General features: G+C 65.7%; 20 protein-coding genes. 10 read left to right on the top strand and 10 right to left on the bottom strand.

The genetic code is table 11. The features are described from left to right. The first annotated feature begins 125 nt into the window (after positions 1-125). Genes QA649_RS20540 through QA649_RS20530 form a run of 3 tightly spaced genes read left to right on the top strand, consistent with a single transcriptional unit; the run spans position 126 to position 3,163 of the window. Entirely contained in the window at positions 126-1,325 is a 1,200-nt protein-coding gene (locus tag QA649_RS20540; protein WP_283025758.1) for a mandelate racemase/muconate lactonizing enzyme family protein, read from the top strand. Between the two features lie 12 nt (positions 1,326-1,337). Beyond that, on the top strand, positions 1,338-2,105 hold the full coding sequence (locus QA649_RS20535; protein WP_283025757.1) for an SDR family oxidoreductase: 768 nt from the start codon (positions 1,338-1,340) through the stop codon (positions 2,103-2,105). A gap of 26 nt (positions 2,106-2,131) precedes the next feature. Further along, positions 2,132-3,163 carry an L-idonate 5-dehydrogenase gene (locus QA649_RS20530; protein WP_283025756.1) on the top strand — a complete coding sequence of 344 codons (1,032 nt, stop codon included), beginning with the start codon at positions 2,132-2,134 and terminating at the stop codon, positions 3,161-3,163. On the opposite strand, the gene QA649_RS20525 is transcribed toward QA649_RS20530, so the two are convergent. Then, positions 3,160-4,026 carry a DUF3280 domain-containing protein gene (locus QA649_RS20525; protein ID WP_283025754.1) on the bottom strand — a complete coding sequence of 289 codons (867 nt, stop codon included), beginning with the start codon at positions 4,024-4,026 and terminating at the stop codon, positions 3,160-3,162. The two genes, QA649_RS20530 and QA649_RS20525, sit on opposite strands and share 4 nt — an antisense overlap. 190 nt (positions 4,027-4,216) lie before the next feature. On the opposite strand from QA649_RS20525, the gene QA649_RS20520 reads away from it, so the two are divergent. Beyond that, positions 4,217-5,602 carry a HAMP domain-containing sensor histidine kinase gene (locus QA649_RS20520; RefSeq protein ID WP_283025752.1) on the top strand — a complete coding sequence of 462 codons (1,386 nt, stop codon included), beginning with the start codon at positions 4,217-4,219 and terminating at the stop codon, positions 5,600-5,602. Then, positions 5,599-6,261: a response regulator transcription factor gene (locus QA649_RS20515; protein WP_018647346.1), complete on the top strand. Its 663-nt coding sequence runs from the start codon at positions 5,599-5,601 to the stop codon at positions 6,259-6,261. The genes QA649_RS20520 and QA649_RS20515 overlap by 4 nt, the downstream gene beginning before the upstream one ends. A gap of 4 nt (positions 6,262-6,265) precedes the next feature. On the opposite strand, the gene QA649_RS20510 is transcribed toward QA649_RS20515, so the two are convergent. After that, positions 6,266-7,108 carry a hypothetical protein gene (locus QA649_RS20510; RefSeq protein WP_283025751.1) on the bottom strand — a complete coding sequence of 281 codons (843 nt, stop codon included), beginning with the start codon at positions 7,106-7,108 and terminating at the stop codon, positions 6,266-6,268. Between the two features lie 539 nt (positions 7,109-7,647). On the opposite strand from QA649_RS20510, the gene QA649_RS20505 reads away from it, so the two are divergent. Both QA649_RS20505 and QA649_RS20500 read left to right on the top strand, forming a co-directional pair. Next, on the top strand, positions 7,648-8,529 hold the full coding sequence (locus QA649_RS20505) for an IclR family transcriptional regulator (protein WP_283025750.1): 882 nt from the start codon (positions 7,648-7,650) through the stop codon (positions 8,527-8,529). Positions 8,530-8,565: 36 nt separating this feature from the next. Further along, positions 8,566-9,540 carry a tripartite tricarboxylate transporter substrate binding protein gene (locus tag QA649_RS20500; protein ID WP_283025749.1) on the top strand — a complete coding sequence of 325 codons (975 nt, stop codon included), beginning with the start codon at positions 8,566-8,568 and terminating at the stop codon, positions 9,538-9,540. Positions 9,541-9,709: 169 nt separating this feature from the next. Here the strand turns inward: QA649_RS20500 and QA649_RS20495 are convergent, their stop codons facing one another. Together QA649_RS20495 and QA649_RS20490 are read right to left on the bottom strand one after the other, a co-directional pair. Further along, entirely contained in the window at positions 9,710-10,201 is a 492-nt protein-coding gene (locus QA649_RS20495) for an SRPBCC family protein (RefSeq protein WP_283025748.1), read from the bottom strand. Further along, positions 10,201-10,584, bottom strand: coding sequence for a metalloregulator ArsR/SmtB family transcription factor (locus tag QA649_RS20490; protein WP_283025747.1), 384 nt, complete (start codon positions 10,582-10,584; stop codon positions 10,201-10,203). Before QA649_RS20490 ends, QA649_RS20495 begins: the two co-directional genes overlap by 1 nt. A 377-nt stretch (positions 10,585-10,961) precedes the next feature. Here QA649_RS20490 and QA649_RS20485 point away from each other — a divergent pair, with 377 nt between their 5' ends. Continuing rightward, entirely contained in the window at positions 10,962-12,023 is a 1,062-nt protein-coding gene (locus QA649_RS20485) for a serine hydrolase (RefSeq protein ID WP_283025746.1), read from the top strand. A gap of 63 nt (positions 12,024-12,086) precedes the next feature. On the opposite strand, the gene QA649_RS20480 is transcribed toward QA649_RS20485, so the two are convergent. Then, on the bottom strand, positions 12,087-12,914 hold the full coding sequence (locus QA649_RS20480; RefSeq protein WP_283025745.1) for an outer membrane beta-barrel protein: 828 nt from the start codon (positions 12,912-12,914) through the stop codon (positions 12,087-12,089). Positions 12,915-13,185: 271 nt separating this feature from the next. Next, complete coding sequence (locus tag QA649_RS20475) at positions 13,186-13,890, bottom strand: SDR family oxidoreductase (protein ID WP_018647337.1); 705 nt, start codon at positions 13,888-13,890, stop codon at positions 13,186-13,188. A gap of 106 nt (positions 13,891-13,996) precedes the next feature. On the opposite strand from QA649_RS20475, the gene QA649_RS20470 reads away from it, so the two are divergent. Continuing rightward, complete coding sequence (locus QA649_RS20470) at positions 13,997-14,839, top strand: GNAT family N-acetyltransferase (protein ID WP_283026059.1); 843 nt, start codon at positions 13,997-13,999, stop codon at positions 14,837-14,839. A gap of 1 nt (position 14,840) precedes the next feature. Here QA649_RS20470 and QA649_RS20465 read toward each other — a convergent pair whose 3' ends face one another. Continuing rightward, entirely contained in the window at positions 14,841-15,302 is a 462-nt protein-coding gene (locus tag QA649_RS20465; RefSeq protein WP_283025744.1) for a hypothetical protein, read from the bottom strand. A 281-nt stretch (positions 15,303-15,583) separates the two neighbouring features. On the opposite strand from QA649_RS20465, the gene QA649_RS20460 reads away from it, so the two are divergent. Beyond that, complete coding sequence (locus QA649_RS20460; RefSeq protein ID WP_283025743.1) at positions 15,584-15,865, top strand: hypothetical protein; 282 nt, start codon at positions 15,584-15,586, stop codon at positions 15,863-15,865. Between the two features lie 54 nt (positions 15,866-15,919). On the opposite strand, the gene QA649_RS20455 is transcribed toward QA649_RS20460, so the two are convergent. The 3 genes from QA649_RS20455 to QA649_RS20445 are packed head-to-tail and all read right to left on the bottom strand — an operon-like array spanning position 15,920 to position 17,115. After that, positions 15,920-16,204, bottom strand: a complete 285-nt coding sequence (locus tag QA649_RS20455; protein WP_283025742.1) for a hypothetical protein — start codon at positions 16,202-16,204, stop codon at positions 15,920-15,922. A gap of 12 nt (positions 16,205-16,216) precedes the next feature. Then, positions 16,217-16,660 carry a curlin gene (locus tag QA649_RS20450; protein ID WP_283025741.1) on the bottom strand — a complete coding sequence of 148 codons (444 nt, stop codon included), beginning with the start codon at positions 16,658-16,660 and terminating at the stop codon, positions 16,217-16,219. A 44-nt stretch (positions 16,661-16,704) separates the two neighbouring features. Further along, positions 16,705-17,115, bottom strand: coding sequence for a curlin (locus QA649_RS20445; RefSeq protein ID WP_283025740.1), 411 nt, complete (start codon positions 17,113-17,115; stop codon positions 16,705-16,707). Positions 17,116-17,140 lie beyond the last annotated feature (25 nt).

Here is a 17,140-nt window from a genome sequence, read left to right as displayed (position 1 = left end):
GGCACCCTTAAAACATGTTGTGATATATTACAAGCAGGCGTAAGACGTCCGCACGACCTGCAACATGTTGCAATGCAAAATGAGACGTCGGGCGCGAAGCGCCTTTCGATGGGAGGAGAATTGCCGTGAAGATCACGTCGATCGAGACACTGCGTACCGAGGAATTTTCCAACGTCATCTGGGTGCGCATCCACACCGACACGGGCATGATCGGTCTCGGTGAGACCTTCTACGGCGCCGGCGCGGTCGAAGCGCAGATCCACGACACCTTTGCCGGCCGCCTGCTCGGCCGCAATCCGCTGCACATCGAAGCGATCCATCGCGACATGCTGAACCTGCCGATGGCGCAGTCCTCGACCGGCGTCGAATATCGCGCGGCCTCGGCGATCGACATTGCGCTGTGGGACCTGTTCGGCAAAGTCTGCAATCAGCCGGTGCACCAGATGCTTGGCGGCCTCTGCCGCGACAAGCAGCGCATCTACAACACTTGCGCCGGCACGCAGTATGTTCGCTCGACCAATATCAGCCCGGTCGCGAACTGGAATCTCGGCGCCTCCAAGGGCCCCTATGAGGACCTCGACGGCTTCATGAATCACGCCGACGCGCTGGCCGAAAGCCTGCTCGAAAGCGGCATCTCGGCGATGAAGATCTGGCCGTTCGATCCGGCGGCGCAGGAGAACAAGGGCCTCTACATCACCGCCGCGCAGATGAAGCAGGCGATCGAGCCGTTCGAGAAGATCCGGAAAGCCGTTGGCGACAAGATGGAGATCATGGTTGAGCTCCACTCGCTCTGGAACCTGCCGACCGCAAAGCAGATCGCGCGCGCGCTCGAGCCCTACAAGCCGACCTGGTACGAAGACCCGATCCGGATGAACTCGCCGCAGGCGCTGGCGGAATATGCCCGCTCGACCGACGTCTGGGTCTGCGCCAGCGAAACGCTGGGCTCGCGCTTCCCCTACAAGGACATGCTCGACCGCGACGCCATGCATGTGGTGATGGCGGATCTGTGCTGGACCGGCGGCCTCACCGAGGGCCGCAAGATCGCGGCGATGGCCGAGACCTATCACCGGCCTTTTGCTCCGCATGACTGCATTGGCCCGATCGGCTTCATCGCCGCCATCCACATGTCGTTCAGCCAGCCCAACACCTTGATCCAGGAATCGGTGCGCGCCTTCTACAAGGGCTGGTACAATGAGCTCGTCACCACGATGCCCGTGATCAAGGACGGCTATGTCTTCCCGATGGAAGGCCCCGGCCTCGGCGTCGACCTCCTGCCTGCTGTCTTCGAGCGCACCGATCTCACCGTGCGCCGCTCCAACGTCTGAGGATTTTCTGAGATGAGCACCTCCCTCTTCGATCTCTCCGGCCGCACCGCGCTCGTGACCGGCTCCTCCCGCGGCCTCGGCCGCGCCATTGCCGAGGGCATGGCCAAGGCCGGCGCGAAGATCATCATCAACGGCGTCGATCCCAAGCGCGTCGAGCAGGCCGTCGCCGAGTTTCGCGCCGCCGGCTACCAGGCCGAAGGCGCCGCCTTCAACGTCACCGACGAGCCGGCGATCGTCGCGGCCTTCGAGCGTTTCGACCGCGAAGGCCTCGCGGTCGACATCCTCGTCAACAATGCCGGCATCCAGCACCGCAAGCCGCTGGCGGAGTTCACCACCGACGAATGGCGCAAGGTGATCGAGACCGATCTCACCAGCGCCTTCGTGATCGGGCGCGAGGCCGGCAAGCGCATGATCCCGCGCAAGCACGGCAAGATCATCAATATCGGCTCGCTCGGCAGCGAGCTGGCGCGCCCCACCATCGCGCCCTACACCGCCGCCAAGGGCGGCATCAAGAACCTGACCCGCTCGATGGCGGTGGAATGGGCCCAGCATGGCATCCAGGCCAATGCGATCGGCCCCGGCTACATGCTCACCGACATGAACGAGGCGCTAGTCAACAATGCCGATTTCAACAACTGGCTGATGGGCCGCATCCCCTCCAAGCGCTGGGGCAAGCCGGACGAGCTGGTGGGCGCCGCGATCTTCCTCGCCTCGGACGCGTCCACTTACGTCAATGGCCAGATCATCTATGTCGATGGCGGCATGATCGCCGCGATGTGACCGCCAAGACAACGAAGGAGCAAGCCATGCGCGCCGTCGTCATTCACGCCCCAAAGGACCTGCGGATCGACAACTACCCCGATCCGGCGCCCGGCCCGGGCGAGGTCCGCGTCAAGATCGCCAATGGCGGCATCTGCGGCTCCGACCTGCACTACTACCATCACGGCGGCTTCGGCGTCGTGCGCATCCAGCAACCGATGGCGCTGGGCCATGAGATCGCCGGCGTGGTCGCGGCGGTCGGTGACGGCGTCACCAGTGTGAAATCAGGCACGCGCGTTGCGGTCAATCCGAGCAAGCCGTGCGGGGCGTGCCTGCATTGCCAGGAAGGCATGCGCAACCAGTGCCTCGACATGCGCTTCCTCGGCAGCGCGATGCGCTTCCCCCACGTCCAGGGCGGCTTTCGCGAGTTCATCACGGTCGATGCGACACAGGCCGTGCCGATCGCGGACAAGCTCTCGCTGGCGGAAGCCGCGGTCGCCGAGCCGCTCGCAGTATGCCTGCACGCCGGCAAGCAGGCCGGTCCCCTGCTCGGCAAGCGCGTGCTGATCACCGGCTGCGGCCCGATCGGCGCGCTGATGATTTTGGTCTCGCGCTTTGGCGGTGCATCCGAGATCGTGGTGACGGATGTGGCCGACGCGCCGCTGGCGGTCGCGAAAAAGCTCGGCGCCACGCATGCCATCAACGTCGCGACCAATGCCGCCGCGCTCGATCCCTGGCGCGCCGGCAAGGGCGTGTTCGACACGCTGTTCGAAGCCTCCGGCAATCAGGCGGCGCTCCGCACCGCGCTCGACGTGCTCCGGCCCGGCGCGACGCTGGTGCAGCTCGGCCTCGGCGGCGAGATGACGCTGCCGATCAATTCGATCGTCGCCAAGGAATTGCAGCTGCGCGGCACCTTCCGCTTCGATCCCGAGTTCGAGCTGGCGGTACGGCTGATGGGCGAAGGCCTGATCGACGTGAAACCGCTGATCACGGCGACCATGCCGTTCGAGAACGCGGTCGCCGCCTTCGAGCTCGCCAGCGACCGTTCGCAGTCGATGAAGGTGCAGCTGACCTTTTAGGGTTTCGCCTGGCTCTCGATCAGCCGGTCGCTGACCAGGCGGACCGCACCTCGCTTCCAGGAGTAGTCTGCGCCCATGCGCAGACCGCTGTCGCCGCGCGCCAGCACCGCACCGGTCCTGGAATCGCGGAGCTGGAAGCCGAGCGTGTATTCGGTGCGGCTGACCCGCCGCACCACGCCGATCAGCGACTGGTCCGCGCCAAGCTTCTGCGCAATCTCAGCCTCGCAGCCGTTGCAGTCGCGTAACGCGCGCGCTTTCGTCGCCTCGCCACTGACGTCGACGATGCGGTAGCGGCCGGACTGGCCCAGTGCCTCGCGCACGCTGGCTGTGACCTCAGCAAGATATGACGCATCCGACGTGGCCGACGCGCCGGCTGACGCGGCAGTCGTGTCCTCGAGCTCGAAATCGAACACCGCCAGCGCGACCGGCGCAGGCGTAGCGAGCGCGGCCATCACCTCGCGGGAGACAAACATCTCGGCGCGCTCCCAGGATTCATCATTGTCGCCGCGGAAGGTGTAGAGCTTGTCCATCACGAGCTTCTTGGCGCCGACGTCGATCACGGCGATCTTGGCCCATTGCACCAGCGTGCTGGTCTTCTGGATGCCGCCGATCACCTTGAACGCCGCCCCGTCCTGGGCCGATGCCGCGAGCCGGTAGCGACCGTCCGCACTGACATCCCGCCTGAGCGCGGCCATGAACGCCGACAGCCGCCGTTCGTGGGCTGCGGTCTGGTTCGCCGGCTCGGCCGACGTGTCGGTATAGCTGAAATCGTCCATGGCAACGCCGATGGCCTCCGCACCGGCTGGCGCGTGAGAGAGGACGAACAGGAGCATGGCAGCGAGAATCAACCGGGAGCGGTGCATGAACGCCTCGTGGGATGGAACGGCCCGCAAATCTGGACGGCTAGCTTGAGACCACGCAGCCGTGACTGTCCCGACGAACGCCGGGAAAATTTCACGACATTGCGCTGCGGTACGGCGGGAACGCTTCCCGCCGCCTGCGTTCTGCCGTTTAATACGGAGCGACAATTCCGTTCGCACTAGGTGCCTGCCGATGTGGAACCGTCCGAGGTTCGATCTCAAGGTCCGTCTGACGTTGCGCGTGGCCGCCATATCGGCCGCTTGCTTCGCCGCGATCTCCGCCTATTTCCTTGTCACGACTGACCGCGCGGCGCATGCGCGCAGCGACAGCATTGCCGCCATCGTGGCGAAGTCGCTGGAGCTGCAACAAGGCAAGGTCCAGTGGGTGGCGAACCCGCGCTCGGACTTTCCAAATCTTGATCCCGTCGCGGCCTATGTGATGACGCCCGGCCTCTGCCTGGCATTCCGCGGCCCCAGCGGCGACATGCTCCAGCGCTTCTGCAGCGGCGCACCTGCCCCGGCGAACCCACCGCCGCAGGCCTTCGCCGCGTTCTATCGCAGCCTGTTCGACCCCGGCCGCGAGGCGGCGCGGCCCGTGGTCGTGCGCGGCACCAAGCTCGGCGAGACCGTGGTCTCGGTCGATCCGGCGGTGCAGACGGCGGAGGCCTGGCATGAGGCCGGCCGCCTGATGCTCGCGCTCGCGATCGCTTTGCCGATGCTCTGCGTCCTGGTGTACGCGGCGCTGGCGCGCGCGCTGCGCCCGACCCGCATGATCCGGACCGGTCTCGAACGCATCGCCGCCAATGACCTCACGACGCGGCTGCCGCCCTTCGACCTCGCCGAGCTCTCCGCCATCCGCGACGTCTTCAACCATCTCGCCCAAAGCCTCGACACCGCGCTTGCCGAGCGCAGCGAGCTGACGCGAAAGCTGATCGCGCTCCAGGACGAGGAGCGCCGCCATCTCGCCCGCGAGCTGCACGACGAATTCGGCCAGTCGCTGGCCGCCATCCGCGCGCTGGCCTCCTCGGCCCGCCAGACCGCCGCGCAGGAGTGCCCGTCCCTGCTGTCCGAATGCGACGGTATTTCGCGGACCGCAACCGGCATGATGGAGACGCTGCGCGGCGCGCTGTTCCGGCTGCGGCCGCCCGACGTCGAGGAGCTCGGGCTCGTCGCCAGCCTCGAAGGGCTGGTCGCCGGCTGGAACGGGCGCAGCCGCGGCGAGACGCGGTTTTCGATCCGTTTCGACGGCGCCTTCGAGACCCTGCCGGCCGCCGTCAGCGCCAACCTCTATCGCATCGTGCAGGAGGCCCTCACCAATGCCGCCAAGCACGCCGGCGCCACGAAAGTGAGCCTGGAATTGACGATGCGACCCGACGAGATCGCGCTTGCGATCGACGATGACGGACGGTCGAACGAGCCCGCCGCGAAATCGGGCATGGGCCTGCTCGGCATGCGCGAGCGCGTCGCGGCGCTGCGCGGCCGGCTGAGCTTCGAGGCCGGACCGAACGGCGGCTCCGCGCTGCGTGTCGTCATTCCGCTCGAAGCCGCCGATCGGCAGCCATTGGATCACGCGGCATGAGCGCGGGCGATGCCACCATCCTGCTGGTCGACGACCATTCCGTGGTGCGCGAGGGCTATCGCTCGGTGCTCCAGAAGCAGCCGGGCCTGCGTGTCGTCGCAGAAGCCTCCGACGGCGCGGAGGCCTACCGTCTGTACAAGTCCGAGGCGCCGGACCTCGTCATCATGGATCTGAGCATGCCCGGCATCGGCGGCATCGAGGCCGTGAGGCGCATCCGGCAACGGGACAAGGGCGCGAAGATCCTCGTCTTCACCATGCACCAGAATGCCGGCTTTGCCGTGCAGGCGATCCGCGCCGGCGCGCGGGGCTATGTCACCAAGACCAGCCCACCCGAAACGCTGGTGCGCGCGGTGATGGACGTGCTCGCCGGCAGGATCGCCATCAGCCCCGACATCGACCACGAGCTTGCCCTGAGCCGGCTCGCCGGCGAGAGCTCGGCGGCCGACGTGCTCACGCCGCGCGAGTTCGAGGTGCTGCGGCTGCTGCTGGCCGAGAGGACGACGGACGAGATCGCCGAGACGCTGCATGTCAGCCCGAAGACGGTGGCGAACCTGCATTCCCTGATCAAGGACAAGCTCGGCGTCGGCTCCGACATCGAGCTGGTCCGCCTCGCGCTGCGCCAGGGATTGCTGACACAGGTCGATCTCGGCGAAGCGTGACCGCTCAGGCCAAATAGCGCGTCAGATAGCCTTCCATCGCATAGAGCGCGCAGAGCGCGAGGCTCGACCACACCGCGGCGCTGAAATACAGGAACATCCAGGTCAGCTCGCCCTTCCAGTGCGCGATGTCGTGTGTCACCACCCAGCGCGTCGAGACGTCATGCAGGCCCTCGAGGAAACCGAGGAATCTATTTCCCTCGGCGTGCCCTGCCCGCCAGCGGCTGAGATACATCGGCACGTCCACGGTGACGAGGAAGGCGAGGAAGCAGGCGATGCCGACGATGCCGGCCATCAGCGCCCAGCGCACAGGCCCCTGGAATTCCGGCATCAGGCGGCACAGCGAGATGCCGGCGAGGAAGAAGGTCACCGCCCACAGCGAGTTCTCGATCGCGTTGTAGAGGAAGTTGGTCGTCACCACCGCGTACCAGGAGAAGCACTCGGCGATGATGATGATGGGCACGATCACGAGCGCGATGTTCACCGCGGTTTCCGCGCCGGTCATCTGACCCAGCTGATGCAGGATGATCGCCCATTGCGCGACGAAGCAGAGCTCGGCCACGGTCGCGACCGTCCGGCCGACGAAGATGCTCGACAGCCAGGTGTCGAACAGGCAGATGCGCTGCACGTCGGCGCGCGGCAGCACCGAGCGGAAGGCGCAGCCGAACACATAGCCGGCGCAGAGCAGGAACATCAGCCCGATGTCGGAGCCGCCACTGATGCTGCCCGCGACCGTCGGGTAGAACTCGCGATACAGCATGAACCAGACGAGAATGTTGGCGCTGCTCACAAGCGTCAGCGACCCCCACCACCACGCGAGGGGATTTGACCGCGCCTGCCACTGCAACATGATGAATCGCTCCGCTGTAATCGACGTGACATCTAGCGGTAGCAATTCTGTCATAAACTGGTAGCACGGCGCGACAGAAATCGATGTCATGATACTGTCATAATAGCGCTGCGCGCTGTCATATTCGCGAAGGCTGCTGAAAGTTTCGCGATGGAAAGCGCCCACCCAAACCATGAATATGAATCACGACGAACTCTTTCGGCATCGCTATGTCCCGCTGATGCGGACGACGAAGCGAGCGCTCGGCGCTACTCAATGATCTCGATCTCCTTCCAGAGTTCGCCGCTCTTTTTCTGCATGGACGTGAGAATTTGGCGAAGACCTGGAGCATCGACGGAGTCGCAGCAACGACAACCTCTTTGCCCAAGGCGAGGAGATCATGACGTTTCATGGATGGCCCCAAAGAACATCTGCAATCCAAGGCCGCAGAGCGACGCTCCTTGATCGCGATGAGAGTGGAAGCTGTCCACATATCGGACAGAGTTGGATGAATACTATATTTATTCGACAATATTGGTTTATTCGTCCATAAGAAGCCTATGGTCCAAACTATTCGGTCCAGAGCGCCCCAAGCTTCCTCGTCCGCCGCCGCGGTGCTGGCGTCGCGCGGCGATGATGCCGCGTTCGCGACGACACTCGCAAAGGGCCTCGTGGTGCTCGAAGCCTTCAAGGCCGGGACGACGTTGCTCGGCAACATGGAGCTGTCGATTCTGACGGGGCTTCCGCGACCGACGGTGGCGCGGCTGACGCATACGCTCGCCGAGCTTGGCTATCTCCGCTACGATGCCGATCGCGCCAAATATCGCGTCGGTGCGCGCACACTTCGCATGGCGCATCCGCTACTCGCCGACATGCAGTTCCGCCAGGTCGCGCGACCCCTGATGCAGGAGCTTGCGCAGAGCGTGCGCGGCACCGTCTCCATCGGCCTGCTGGATGCGACCTCCATGATCTATGTCGAGACCGCACGCTCCGGCGACGTCGGCCCGCACGTCCCCGACATCGGCATGCCCATTCCCGTGGTCATGACGGCGATGGGCCGCGCCGCGGCTGCAACCTTGCCGCAGACCGATGCCGCACTCCTCGAAGAGCGTCTCGCAAGCGAGGACGGCGAACTCTGGTCAGCCTTCCGCGAAAAATACCGCGCCGGTCTCGTGCAATGCGCGAGCCGTGGCTTCTGCGTCTGCTGGGGCGAATACATGGCCTCGATCCACGCCGTCGCGGCGCCACTGTTTCACGCGAGCGAAACCAGGCAGTCGTTCTCGATCAATTGCGGCATCCCCGCGTTCCGGCTCCAGCCGGGCCAGCTGGAGGGCGAGATCGGCCCGCGCATCGCGGCACTCGCCGATAGCATCCGCGCCATCGTCGGCACGGCAAGGCCGACGGCCGAGACAAAACAAAACAAGAAGAGGGCCAGGAGATGAACAAGAACACTGGCGCTCCACCCCCGGGAGGCCAACATGACCATCACGCGCCGAACATTGCTGGGCACGCTCGCCCTTTCCCTGTCCGGATTTCCATTCGCCGCGCAGGCTGAAGACGCCTGGCCGTCGCGCCTGGTGCGGCTGATCTCGCCCTACGGGCCCGGCGGCTCCAACGACATCTCGCTGCGCCTCCTTGCCGAAGAGCTCGGCCGCAGCCTGCACCAGCAGTTCATCGTCGAAAACAAGCCGGGCGCCGGCACGCGCATCGCGAACGATCTCGTCGCGCATGCGCCGGGCGACGGCTACACCTTTCTCTACGTCGCGGCGCCCTACGCCACCGCGGAAGCGCTGTTCGGCAAGCTCACCTACGACCGCGCGGATCTTCAGCCCGTCGCGATGGCGGTGGTCGCGCCGCTGTTCCTGATCATCAGCGCCGAGGCGCCGTTCAAGACGCTCCCCGAGCTGATCGCCTACGGCAAGTCGAAGCCTGACGGGCTGACCTTCGCCTCGCCCGGCGCCGGTTCGCAGCCGCATCTCGCCGGCGAGCTCCTGTTTCGGGACGCCGGCGTCAAGGGACTCAACATCCCCTTCCGCGGCGACGCGGCCTCCTACACCGAGCTGCTTGCGGGCCGCGTCGATGCGACGCTGACGGCGCTGCCGACCGCGCTGCCCTACATCCAGAGCGGCAAGTTCAGAGTGCTCGGCGTCGCTTCCAGCGAGCGCAGCCCGCTCTATCGGCAGGCGCCGACCTTGCGCGAACAGGGATTTCCGAACGTGATCGCCGCCGGCTGGTTCGGCTTCATGGCACCGGCCACGACGCCGCGGCCGATCGTCGACAAGCTGCAGGCCGAAGTCGCGCGCGTGCTCACCGAGCCCGCCGTGAAGGACAGGCTCACCGCGCAGGGCCTGGAGGTGCGCACCGGCACCGCCGCCGAATTCGGACAGTTCATCGACAACGAGACGCAGAGATGGAGCGTGCTGATCCGCGAGGCCGGGCTCAAGGGGGAGTGAAGGACGAGTGAGGCGGCGCAGTTCTCTCATCAGTCATGGCCGGGCTTGACCCGGCCATCCACGCGCTTCCGCACAAGACGCCAGACGTGGATGCCCGGGCCTTCGCCTCGCCGAAGCGGCTTCGGCCGCGCAGGCGGGTCAAGCCCGGGCATGACGACTGAAGGTGCCGCTACCTCTTCATCCCAGCCACATACGCCGCCAGCTTATCCAGCGTCTGGTAGCCGTATTCGACCGCGCCGAAGCCGATCATGCCGTCGCGCTGCTCCGTGCTCGAGGCCAGTTGCCGCATCATCAGCACCGTCTTGCCGTTGCTCTGCTCGGCAAAGGTGACGGTGAAGCGGAACATGCCGGGATCATCATCCTGGTCGGTGCCGTGGTCCATCTCCATCAGCGAGGGCCGCTCGATACGGCGAAAGCGCATCCGGTTCGGATACACCGTCCCGTCGGGACCGATCATGTTGAAGCGCCAGACGCCGCCGACGCGGACGTCGATCTCGAAGGTCTCGAGCTTGAAACCCTTCGGCCCGAACCATTGCGGCAGATGCTTCGGGTCGGACCACGCCTCGAACACCAGATCGCGCGGCGCGTCGATCACGCGCGACATCACGATCTCGCGGTCGAGCGACCATTGCGACAGGGCGGGGTTGGCAGAATTCGTCATCACTCGGAACCTTTCTTCTTGGTTGTACGCGACGGCCGCTTGGCGGCCGCCCTCTCCTTCTTCAGCTTCATCACATAGGCTTCGAACCGGTCGAGCCGCGCCTCCCAGATCGCGCGCTGCTGCTGGAACCAGTCTTCCGCGCCGACGAGCGCGTCCGGGCTGAGCCGGCAGGTCCGCACACGGCCGGACTTCTCCGACTCGACCAGCCCGCTCACTTCCAGAACGTGGATGTGTTTCATGAAGCTCGGCAGCGCCATGTCGAAGGGGTCGGCGAGCTCGCCGACCGAGGCTTCTCCGGCGCACAGCCGCATCACGATCGCCCGCCGTGTGGGATCGGCGAGCGCTGCGAAGATCTGATCGAGTCGGTTCAATTGGTTAGCCATGGAGCTAACTATAAGACCCCGAGTGGCCGGTGTCAACAATTGTTAGCTGATAGGCTAAGTTAAACTGCGCGTAGCGTAGCCCGGATGGAGCGCAGCGCAATCCGGGATCTTTGCCCCAAGCAACGACGGTCCCGGATTGCGCTTCGCTCCATCCGGGCTACAGGCGCACCACGCGGAACCCACAACGCGCAATCGTGAATTGGGACCTCGCCTCCTCCCCGCTAAAAAGAGAGCCGGGGGCGCACAAGCATCAATCATCCGAGCACGTGCCGCCTGTTGTCATCTCATCCCCGATCACCCGGCGAACGCTCGCCCGGGCCGCGCTCATTCCTCTTGCGATCGCGCTTCGCCCGCGCCGTGCATCGGCGGATTCCGACATGATCGCGCAGATGCGCGATATCGTCGCCGCCGAGCTCGGGCCGACCGCGACGTCGGAACATCCGGGCGGCCTCGCCGCCGCGCTCTATGCCGGCCGCCATGTCGAGTTCTTCAACTATGGCTTTGCCGACGACACCCCACGACGGCCGGTGACATCGGACACGCTGTTCAACCTCGCCTCGCTGCGCAAGCCGTTCGAGGCGACGCTGGTCGCGCTGGGGACGCTTCGCGGTGAGCTGCGGCTCGACGACCGTCTGCAGAAATACCTTCCCGAGCTCGACGGCGACTATATCCGCCGCGTCACCGTCGGCGAGCTCGTCACCCACACGTCGGGGCTGCTGCTGCCGACCGACCATCCGCCCTGGCCGAACGAGCAGTTCTCGCGGGTACAGTTCATCGAGTTGCTCAACGCCTGGAAACCGCAGGCCGGCGAGCAGCCCGGCAAGCAACGCATCTACAGCCACGCCGGCTACGTGCTGCTCCAGCTCGTGCTCGAGAATTGCTACCGCGCGCCGATCGCAACCCTCTTCGAGCAGCGCATCCTCAAACCGCTCGGCATGACCGCGACCTCCGTGCCCGAGCGTGGCGAGGACAACCGCGCCGTCATGGACGCGGCCTCGATGCAGCGCGCGGTCCAGGGCTATTCGGATCAGGGCATGGCGATCGGCCCGGTCGGCAACCAGCAGAGCTATTTTGACTTTGCCGGCACCGGCCAGATGTTCTCCTCAGCGCGGGATCTTTCGACCTTTGTCGCGGCCTGCCTCGACGGCCGCTCGGTCGATCCGCATTTGCACGAGGCGCTGCGGATGACGCAGCGCGAAGCCTTCCGCGTCGACGGGAAATTCGGGCAAGGCATGGCCTGGGAAACGGTGCATCTTCCCGATGTCACCGTCGTCGACAAGCCGGGCGGCCTCAACAACGCCTCCGGCTATCTCGGCCTCGTGCCGGCGCGGCGGATCGGCATCGTGCTGCTCGCCAATCGGGGCGAATATCCGCACGAGATCGCCCGCTACAAGATTTTGCCGGCGCTGGCGCATCTGGTCGCCGTGCATGGCGGCTGAGCTTCAAAGCAGAAAGCCCCGGCTTGGCCGGGGCTTTCACACCAGATCCGGAACGGGATGGGCTCAGTACCTGGCGACGACGGGTCCGCCGAACTTGTAGTTCACGCCGACGCGCACGATGTTCGACGTGAGGTCGACCGAGTGGGTGTAGACGTTGGTTGGGTATCGCGTTCCAAGGTCGGCCAAATTGGTGCTGGTCACCGTGCTGCGCCCGAGATCGACGTAGAGATATTCGGCCTTGAGCGACCAGCCGCCTCCGAAGGCGTATTCGGTACCGACGCCCGCAGTCCAGCCGACCCGCGTATCACGGATCGTGGCCGATTCCGTCGCGGCCGCGAACGTGTCGGTGAAGTTGAAATTGCCCTTCACCTCGGCGATCGCCGCACCGCCCGTGGCGTAGAGCAGCCAGGTTGGAGCCGCGAGGAAACCGATGCGGCCGCGGATGGTGGCGAGCCAGTCGGCCGAGACCGACGACGAGACGGTAAAGCCTGTCGGCGCGCAGCAGGGATAGAGAGCCGAACCGGTCGCGCTGCCCTTGAAGCCGAAATAGTTGATGTCGCCTTCGAGGCCGAGCACCGCGTGGTTGACCTGCCAGTTGTAGCCTGCGGTGAAGCCGCCGGTGACGCTGGAGCTGTTGACGCCCTGGGCGCCGATCGTGTTGATCGCGGGAACGCTGCTGGTGGCGAAATAGCCGGTCGGCGAGTATACCGTCGAGGTGGTCAGGTCGGCGCTGCCCCATTGCCCGCCGACAGTGCCGCCGACGTAGAAGCCGGTCCAGTTATAGGCCGGCGCCATCGCGGGCGCCTTCGTGTATTGCGCGGCAAGGTCGGCGGCCTGCGCGGATGCGGCGCCGAGCACAATCGAAGCGACCGCAAGCAAGAACTTGTTCATTCCAGTCTCCATTCCCCCACGCGCTTGATCTCGCGTTTTCGATGCGCGCAGGCGGGAGCGATCCGGCGCAGATGGGGGAATAGGCGGAGCACCGCTCGCGCGTCTCGGCCTGGCGCGCAGTTCGTAGGGACTGTGACGCAATCAGTGACTTATCGCGCAAGTCGTGTGACGAGTGTGACCTCGGTGCCACGCATCGCGCCTGCCGCAGTGACGCGCGAAGCAAGCCGGCGGCGCGTCACGACACAAGGTGCAGGCGAATCCGCGCGCCGTCTCAGACCGAGCGCGTCAGTCCGCCATCGACTCGGATGTTCTGGCCGGTGATGTAGGCCGCGCCGTCGGACGCCAGGAACGAGATCGTCGCGGCGATCTCCTCGACCTTGCCGTAACGCTGCATCGGCACGCTGTCGCGGCGCGCATCGGTTTGCGGCAGGCTGTCGATCCAGCCCGGCAGCACGTTGTTCATGCGGATGTTGTCGGCGGCATGGGTGTCGGTGAAGATCTTCGTGAACGCGGCGAGCCCGGCGCGGAACACCGCGGAGGTCGGAAACATCGCGCTCGGCTCGAACGCCCAGGCGGTCGAGATGTTGATGATGGCGCCGGCCTTCTGCGCCTGCATCACCGGCGTCACCAGCCGGGTCGGACGGATCACGTTGAGCAGATAGGTGTCGAGGCCGGTGTGCCACTGCTCGTCGGTGATCTCCGTGATCGGCGCGCGGGGCCCGTGGCCCGCACTGTTGACGAGCACGTCGATGCGTCCCCATTTGGCAAGTGCGCCGTCAACGAGGCGCTTCAGGTCGTCGTTCGACTTGTTGGAGCCGGTGACGCCGAGGCCGCCGAGCTCGGCCGCCAGCGCCTCGCCCTTGCCGGAGGACGACAGGATCGCGACGCGAAAGCCGTCCGCCGCCAGCCGCCGCGCAGCGCCCGCTCCCATTCCGCTGCCGCCGGCGGTGACGAGTGCGACCTTCTCTGCTGCCATGACCGTTATCCTTGCGATGGAGTTGAGGCGAGCCGCGGGCCCGGCCTATCATGAGGCCTTCTACCGCCGGACCTGCCGGCAGGTCCACCACCCGAAGGCATCCGTCATGAGCGAATTGCAGATCCGCAACCTGCGCCCGGAGGAGATCTCCCTCGCCATCGACTGGGCCGCGGCCGAAGGCTGGAATCCGGGCCTCTCCGACGCCGCCTGCTTTGCGATGCCGGATGCGCGGGGCTTCTTCGTCGGCGAGATCGGCGGCGAGCCGGTCGCGACCGTCTCCTGCGTCAATTACGATGACCGTTTCGCCTTCCTCGGCTTCTACATCGTGCGCGCCGACCTTCGCGGCGCAGGTCACGGCCTGCGCATCTGGAACGCGGCGATCGCGCATGCAGGCGGCCGCGTGATCGGGCTCGACGGCGTCGTGGCCCAGCAGGACAACTACAAAAAGTCCGGCTTCCAGCTTGCCTACGCCAACATCCGCTATGGCGGCACCCTCGCCGCGCCGCCGGTGCCGCCTACCGGTGTCATCGCGCTCGATGCGATCCCCTTCGCACTGGTTGAAGCGGACGATGCTACGGTCTTCCCGGCCGCACGCACGGCCTTCCTGCGCGCCTGGATCAACACACAAGGTCACGTCGGCCGCGCACTGCTGCGCGACGGCAGGCTCGCCGCATGGGGCATGATCCGCCCGTGCCGGACGGGCAGCAAGATCGGCCCGCTCGTCGCCGACGATCGCGCGGCGGCGGAAACGATCATGCAGGCCTTGCTGGCCAGTGCGGGCGGCGGCGAAATCTTCCTCGATGTCCCCGCCGTCAATGGCGAGGCGATCGCACTCGCGGAAGGACTCGGCCTCAAGCCGGTGTTCGAGACGGCGCGGATGTATACGGGGCCGATCCCGCCGCTGCGGATCGACCGCGTCTTCGGCGTGACCAGCTTTGAACTCGGCTAGCTCAGTAGCAGCGCATGATGTTGACGGTGTGCTCGCCGCCGCCGCCGCGGCCGGGCACCGTCACCTGCTCGGTCGGGCAGCTCGGCACATAGGGCCGGTCGGACGGCACGACGTTCGGCGGGAAGCGATGCGCCCAGTCCCAGGGCACGTCATAGGTGTAGGTGTAGCGCACGTCATTCGAGAGCGGCTGTCCGGCATCGCCGAAGGGCTGGTTGTACGTCGCACCGTCGTAGAAGAACCCGCCTCCGCCAGGCCAGTAGACGAAGGGATTGTTGCGACGGAGGAAGCGCGCCCCCGGCGCGTGCGGCGGACGCGCGGCAGTCGGCGGCACGGCAGCACCGGCCACGGCCGGCGCCGCACCGCCGGGTCTGGCAAAACTGTCGCTGGGGCTAAGGAGCAGCGCGGCCGCGCCGAGCGAGGCAAATAGCGCCGCAAATGATCTGCCATGTGATCTGGACATCATGATACGCACCAACTGGTTTGGCTTCGCGATAGCTCCCCACTGCACGCTAGGCCGGGCCGTCGGCCCGCCGCAAACGTATTATTAATTATTGGTTAAGGCACGGGATTAACGGGGAACCCGGTGCGGCAAGACGCCCTCGATGTCCGGCGATTTCAGCCGCACCGTTCCCCGGAATGCCCTTCATAACCAGTTGATCGGAGTTGATCGCTCCCGCCGGATACATCCGGAACGCCCCCTTGCCGCGGTCGTTGGCCCCGACAAGAAAGCAAGGAGCATCTTCAATGCAGAACACGTCAAAACTCCTCTGCCTGATCACGGCATCGCTCGTCGCGGGCACGACGGCTGCCTCGGCACAAGGCTACGACTGGAACGGGCCGCGGGCCGGCTGGGACCGCACCGCCCCCACCTATGAACCCGTTCAACCGCGCGCGTACTACCCCGATGCCGTCGGGCCGTACGGCGCGCTCAATGGCAGCAACCATCCGGCGCCGAGCTCGACGCAGGGCGATGTCGGCCCTGACGGCAACAACAACGGCACGCTGACGGGCCATTACCGCTGGTAGCCTCGCCTGCAACAAGGCCCGTCGTCCTTGCGAGGGCGGCGGGCTTTTTGCGTGTCAATGCTCCTGCAGCTGCTTGCGCAGCCACTCGAGCATATCAGGCGAAGCTCCGGTGCCCTGGGTCACGATGGCGGTGTTTCCGCCGCTGCGGCGATAGACCGTGGTGCGCCCGGGCTCCTTCTCGATCCTGACCTCGGCCTGCGCCGGATCGCCACTCTGCGTGATGACCGAGGTTCCATTCTCGTCCTGCACCACCGTCGTGTGACCGTCGGCAGCACCGGCCGGCGCCGCTGCGATCACGCTCATGAATCCTATTCCGGATGCGAGTAGCAGCAATCTCATGTCACACCTCCATCATCGGCCGAACTGGAAGATCGCCAGCCAGTTGAAACGTCCGAACTGCCTCACCGCTCCCGTGTTCATGTCGCCGATCTGAAGCAGGAGCGCATTGGTGGAATTGCCGACCTGGGTGATGTCGGCGATGTTGCTGAGGCCGGACTGACCGACCGCCGCGTTGGTGGTGCCGCCGACCTGGATCACATTGGCATAGTTGCTCGTGCCGTTCTGGATGATGGCCGCATCCACCGTTCCCGTCCCGCCGAACTGGATCACCCGGGCGATATTGATCTGGCTGTGCTCCTCGATCGTGACGGGCTGAAGGTCGTTGCCGAATTGCACGACCGTATCGATTCTGACGTTCCGGTCCGTCACGCTGCGCAGGACGGTTGCGGCCGGCGCCTGCGTCGACGTAGCGACGGCGGCCAGCAGCACCGCAGCAGTCACAACCCGCTTCAACACGCCTCTGCCACACCGCATCGCGCTTCCCCGTCGGTTCCCGCGACTTACGGACCGGTCTGGACGATGGTCGAGTTGTTGACCGCGCTGAATTGCATCACCGCGCCTGAATTCATCGCGCCGAGCTGCGACACCAGGCTGGTCGCCGACTGGCCGGCCTGGCCGACGAAGGTGAGATTGTTCGTCCCGACCTGGCCGACCGATGCCGAATTCGTCCCGCCGAATTGCAGCACGCCGGTGGCATTGTTGGTGCCGTTCTGGGTCACTGTCGCGCTGGTGCTGCCGCCGATCATGAACACGCCTGCCATGTTGAGCTGACTGTTCTGGTTCAGCACCACCGGCGGTCCGCCGACCGACACGATGGTCTTGATGTCGGCGGTCTGGGCGCCGGCTGATCCGGCGCCGACCGAGCACAGAGCGAGCATCACGGCGCCCGCGCTTCGCAAAGGATGTTTCATGGCATGCCTCACCACTTCAAGATTG

The sequence above is a fragment of the Bradyrhizobium sp. CB1717 genome, assembly GCF_029714325.1.
Classification (GTDB): Bacteria; Pseudomonadota; Alphaproteobacteria; order Rhizobiales; family Xanthobacteraceae; genus Bradyrhizobium.
This window is presented reverse-complemented; position numbering and strand designations above follow the sequence as displayed.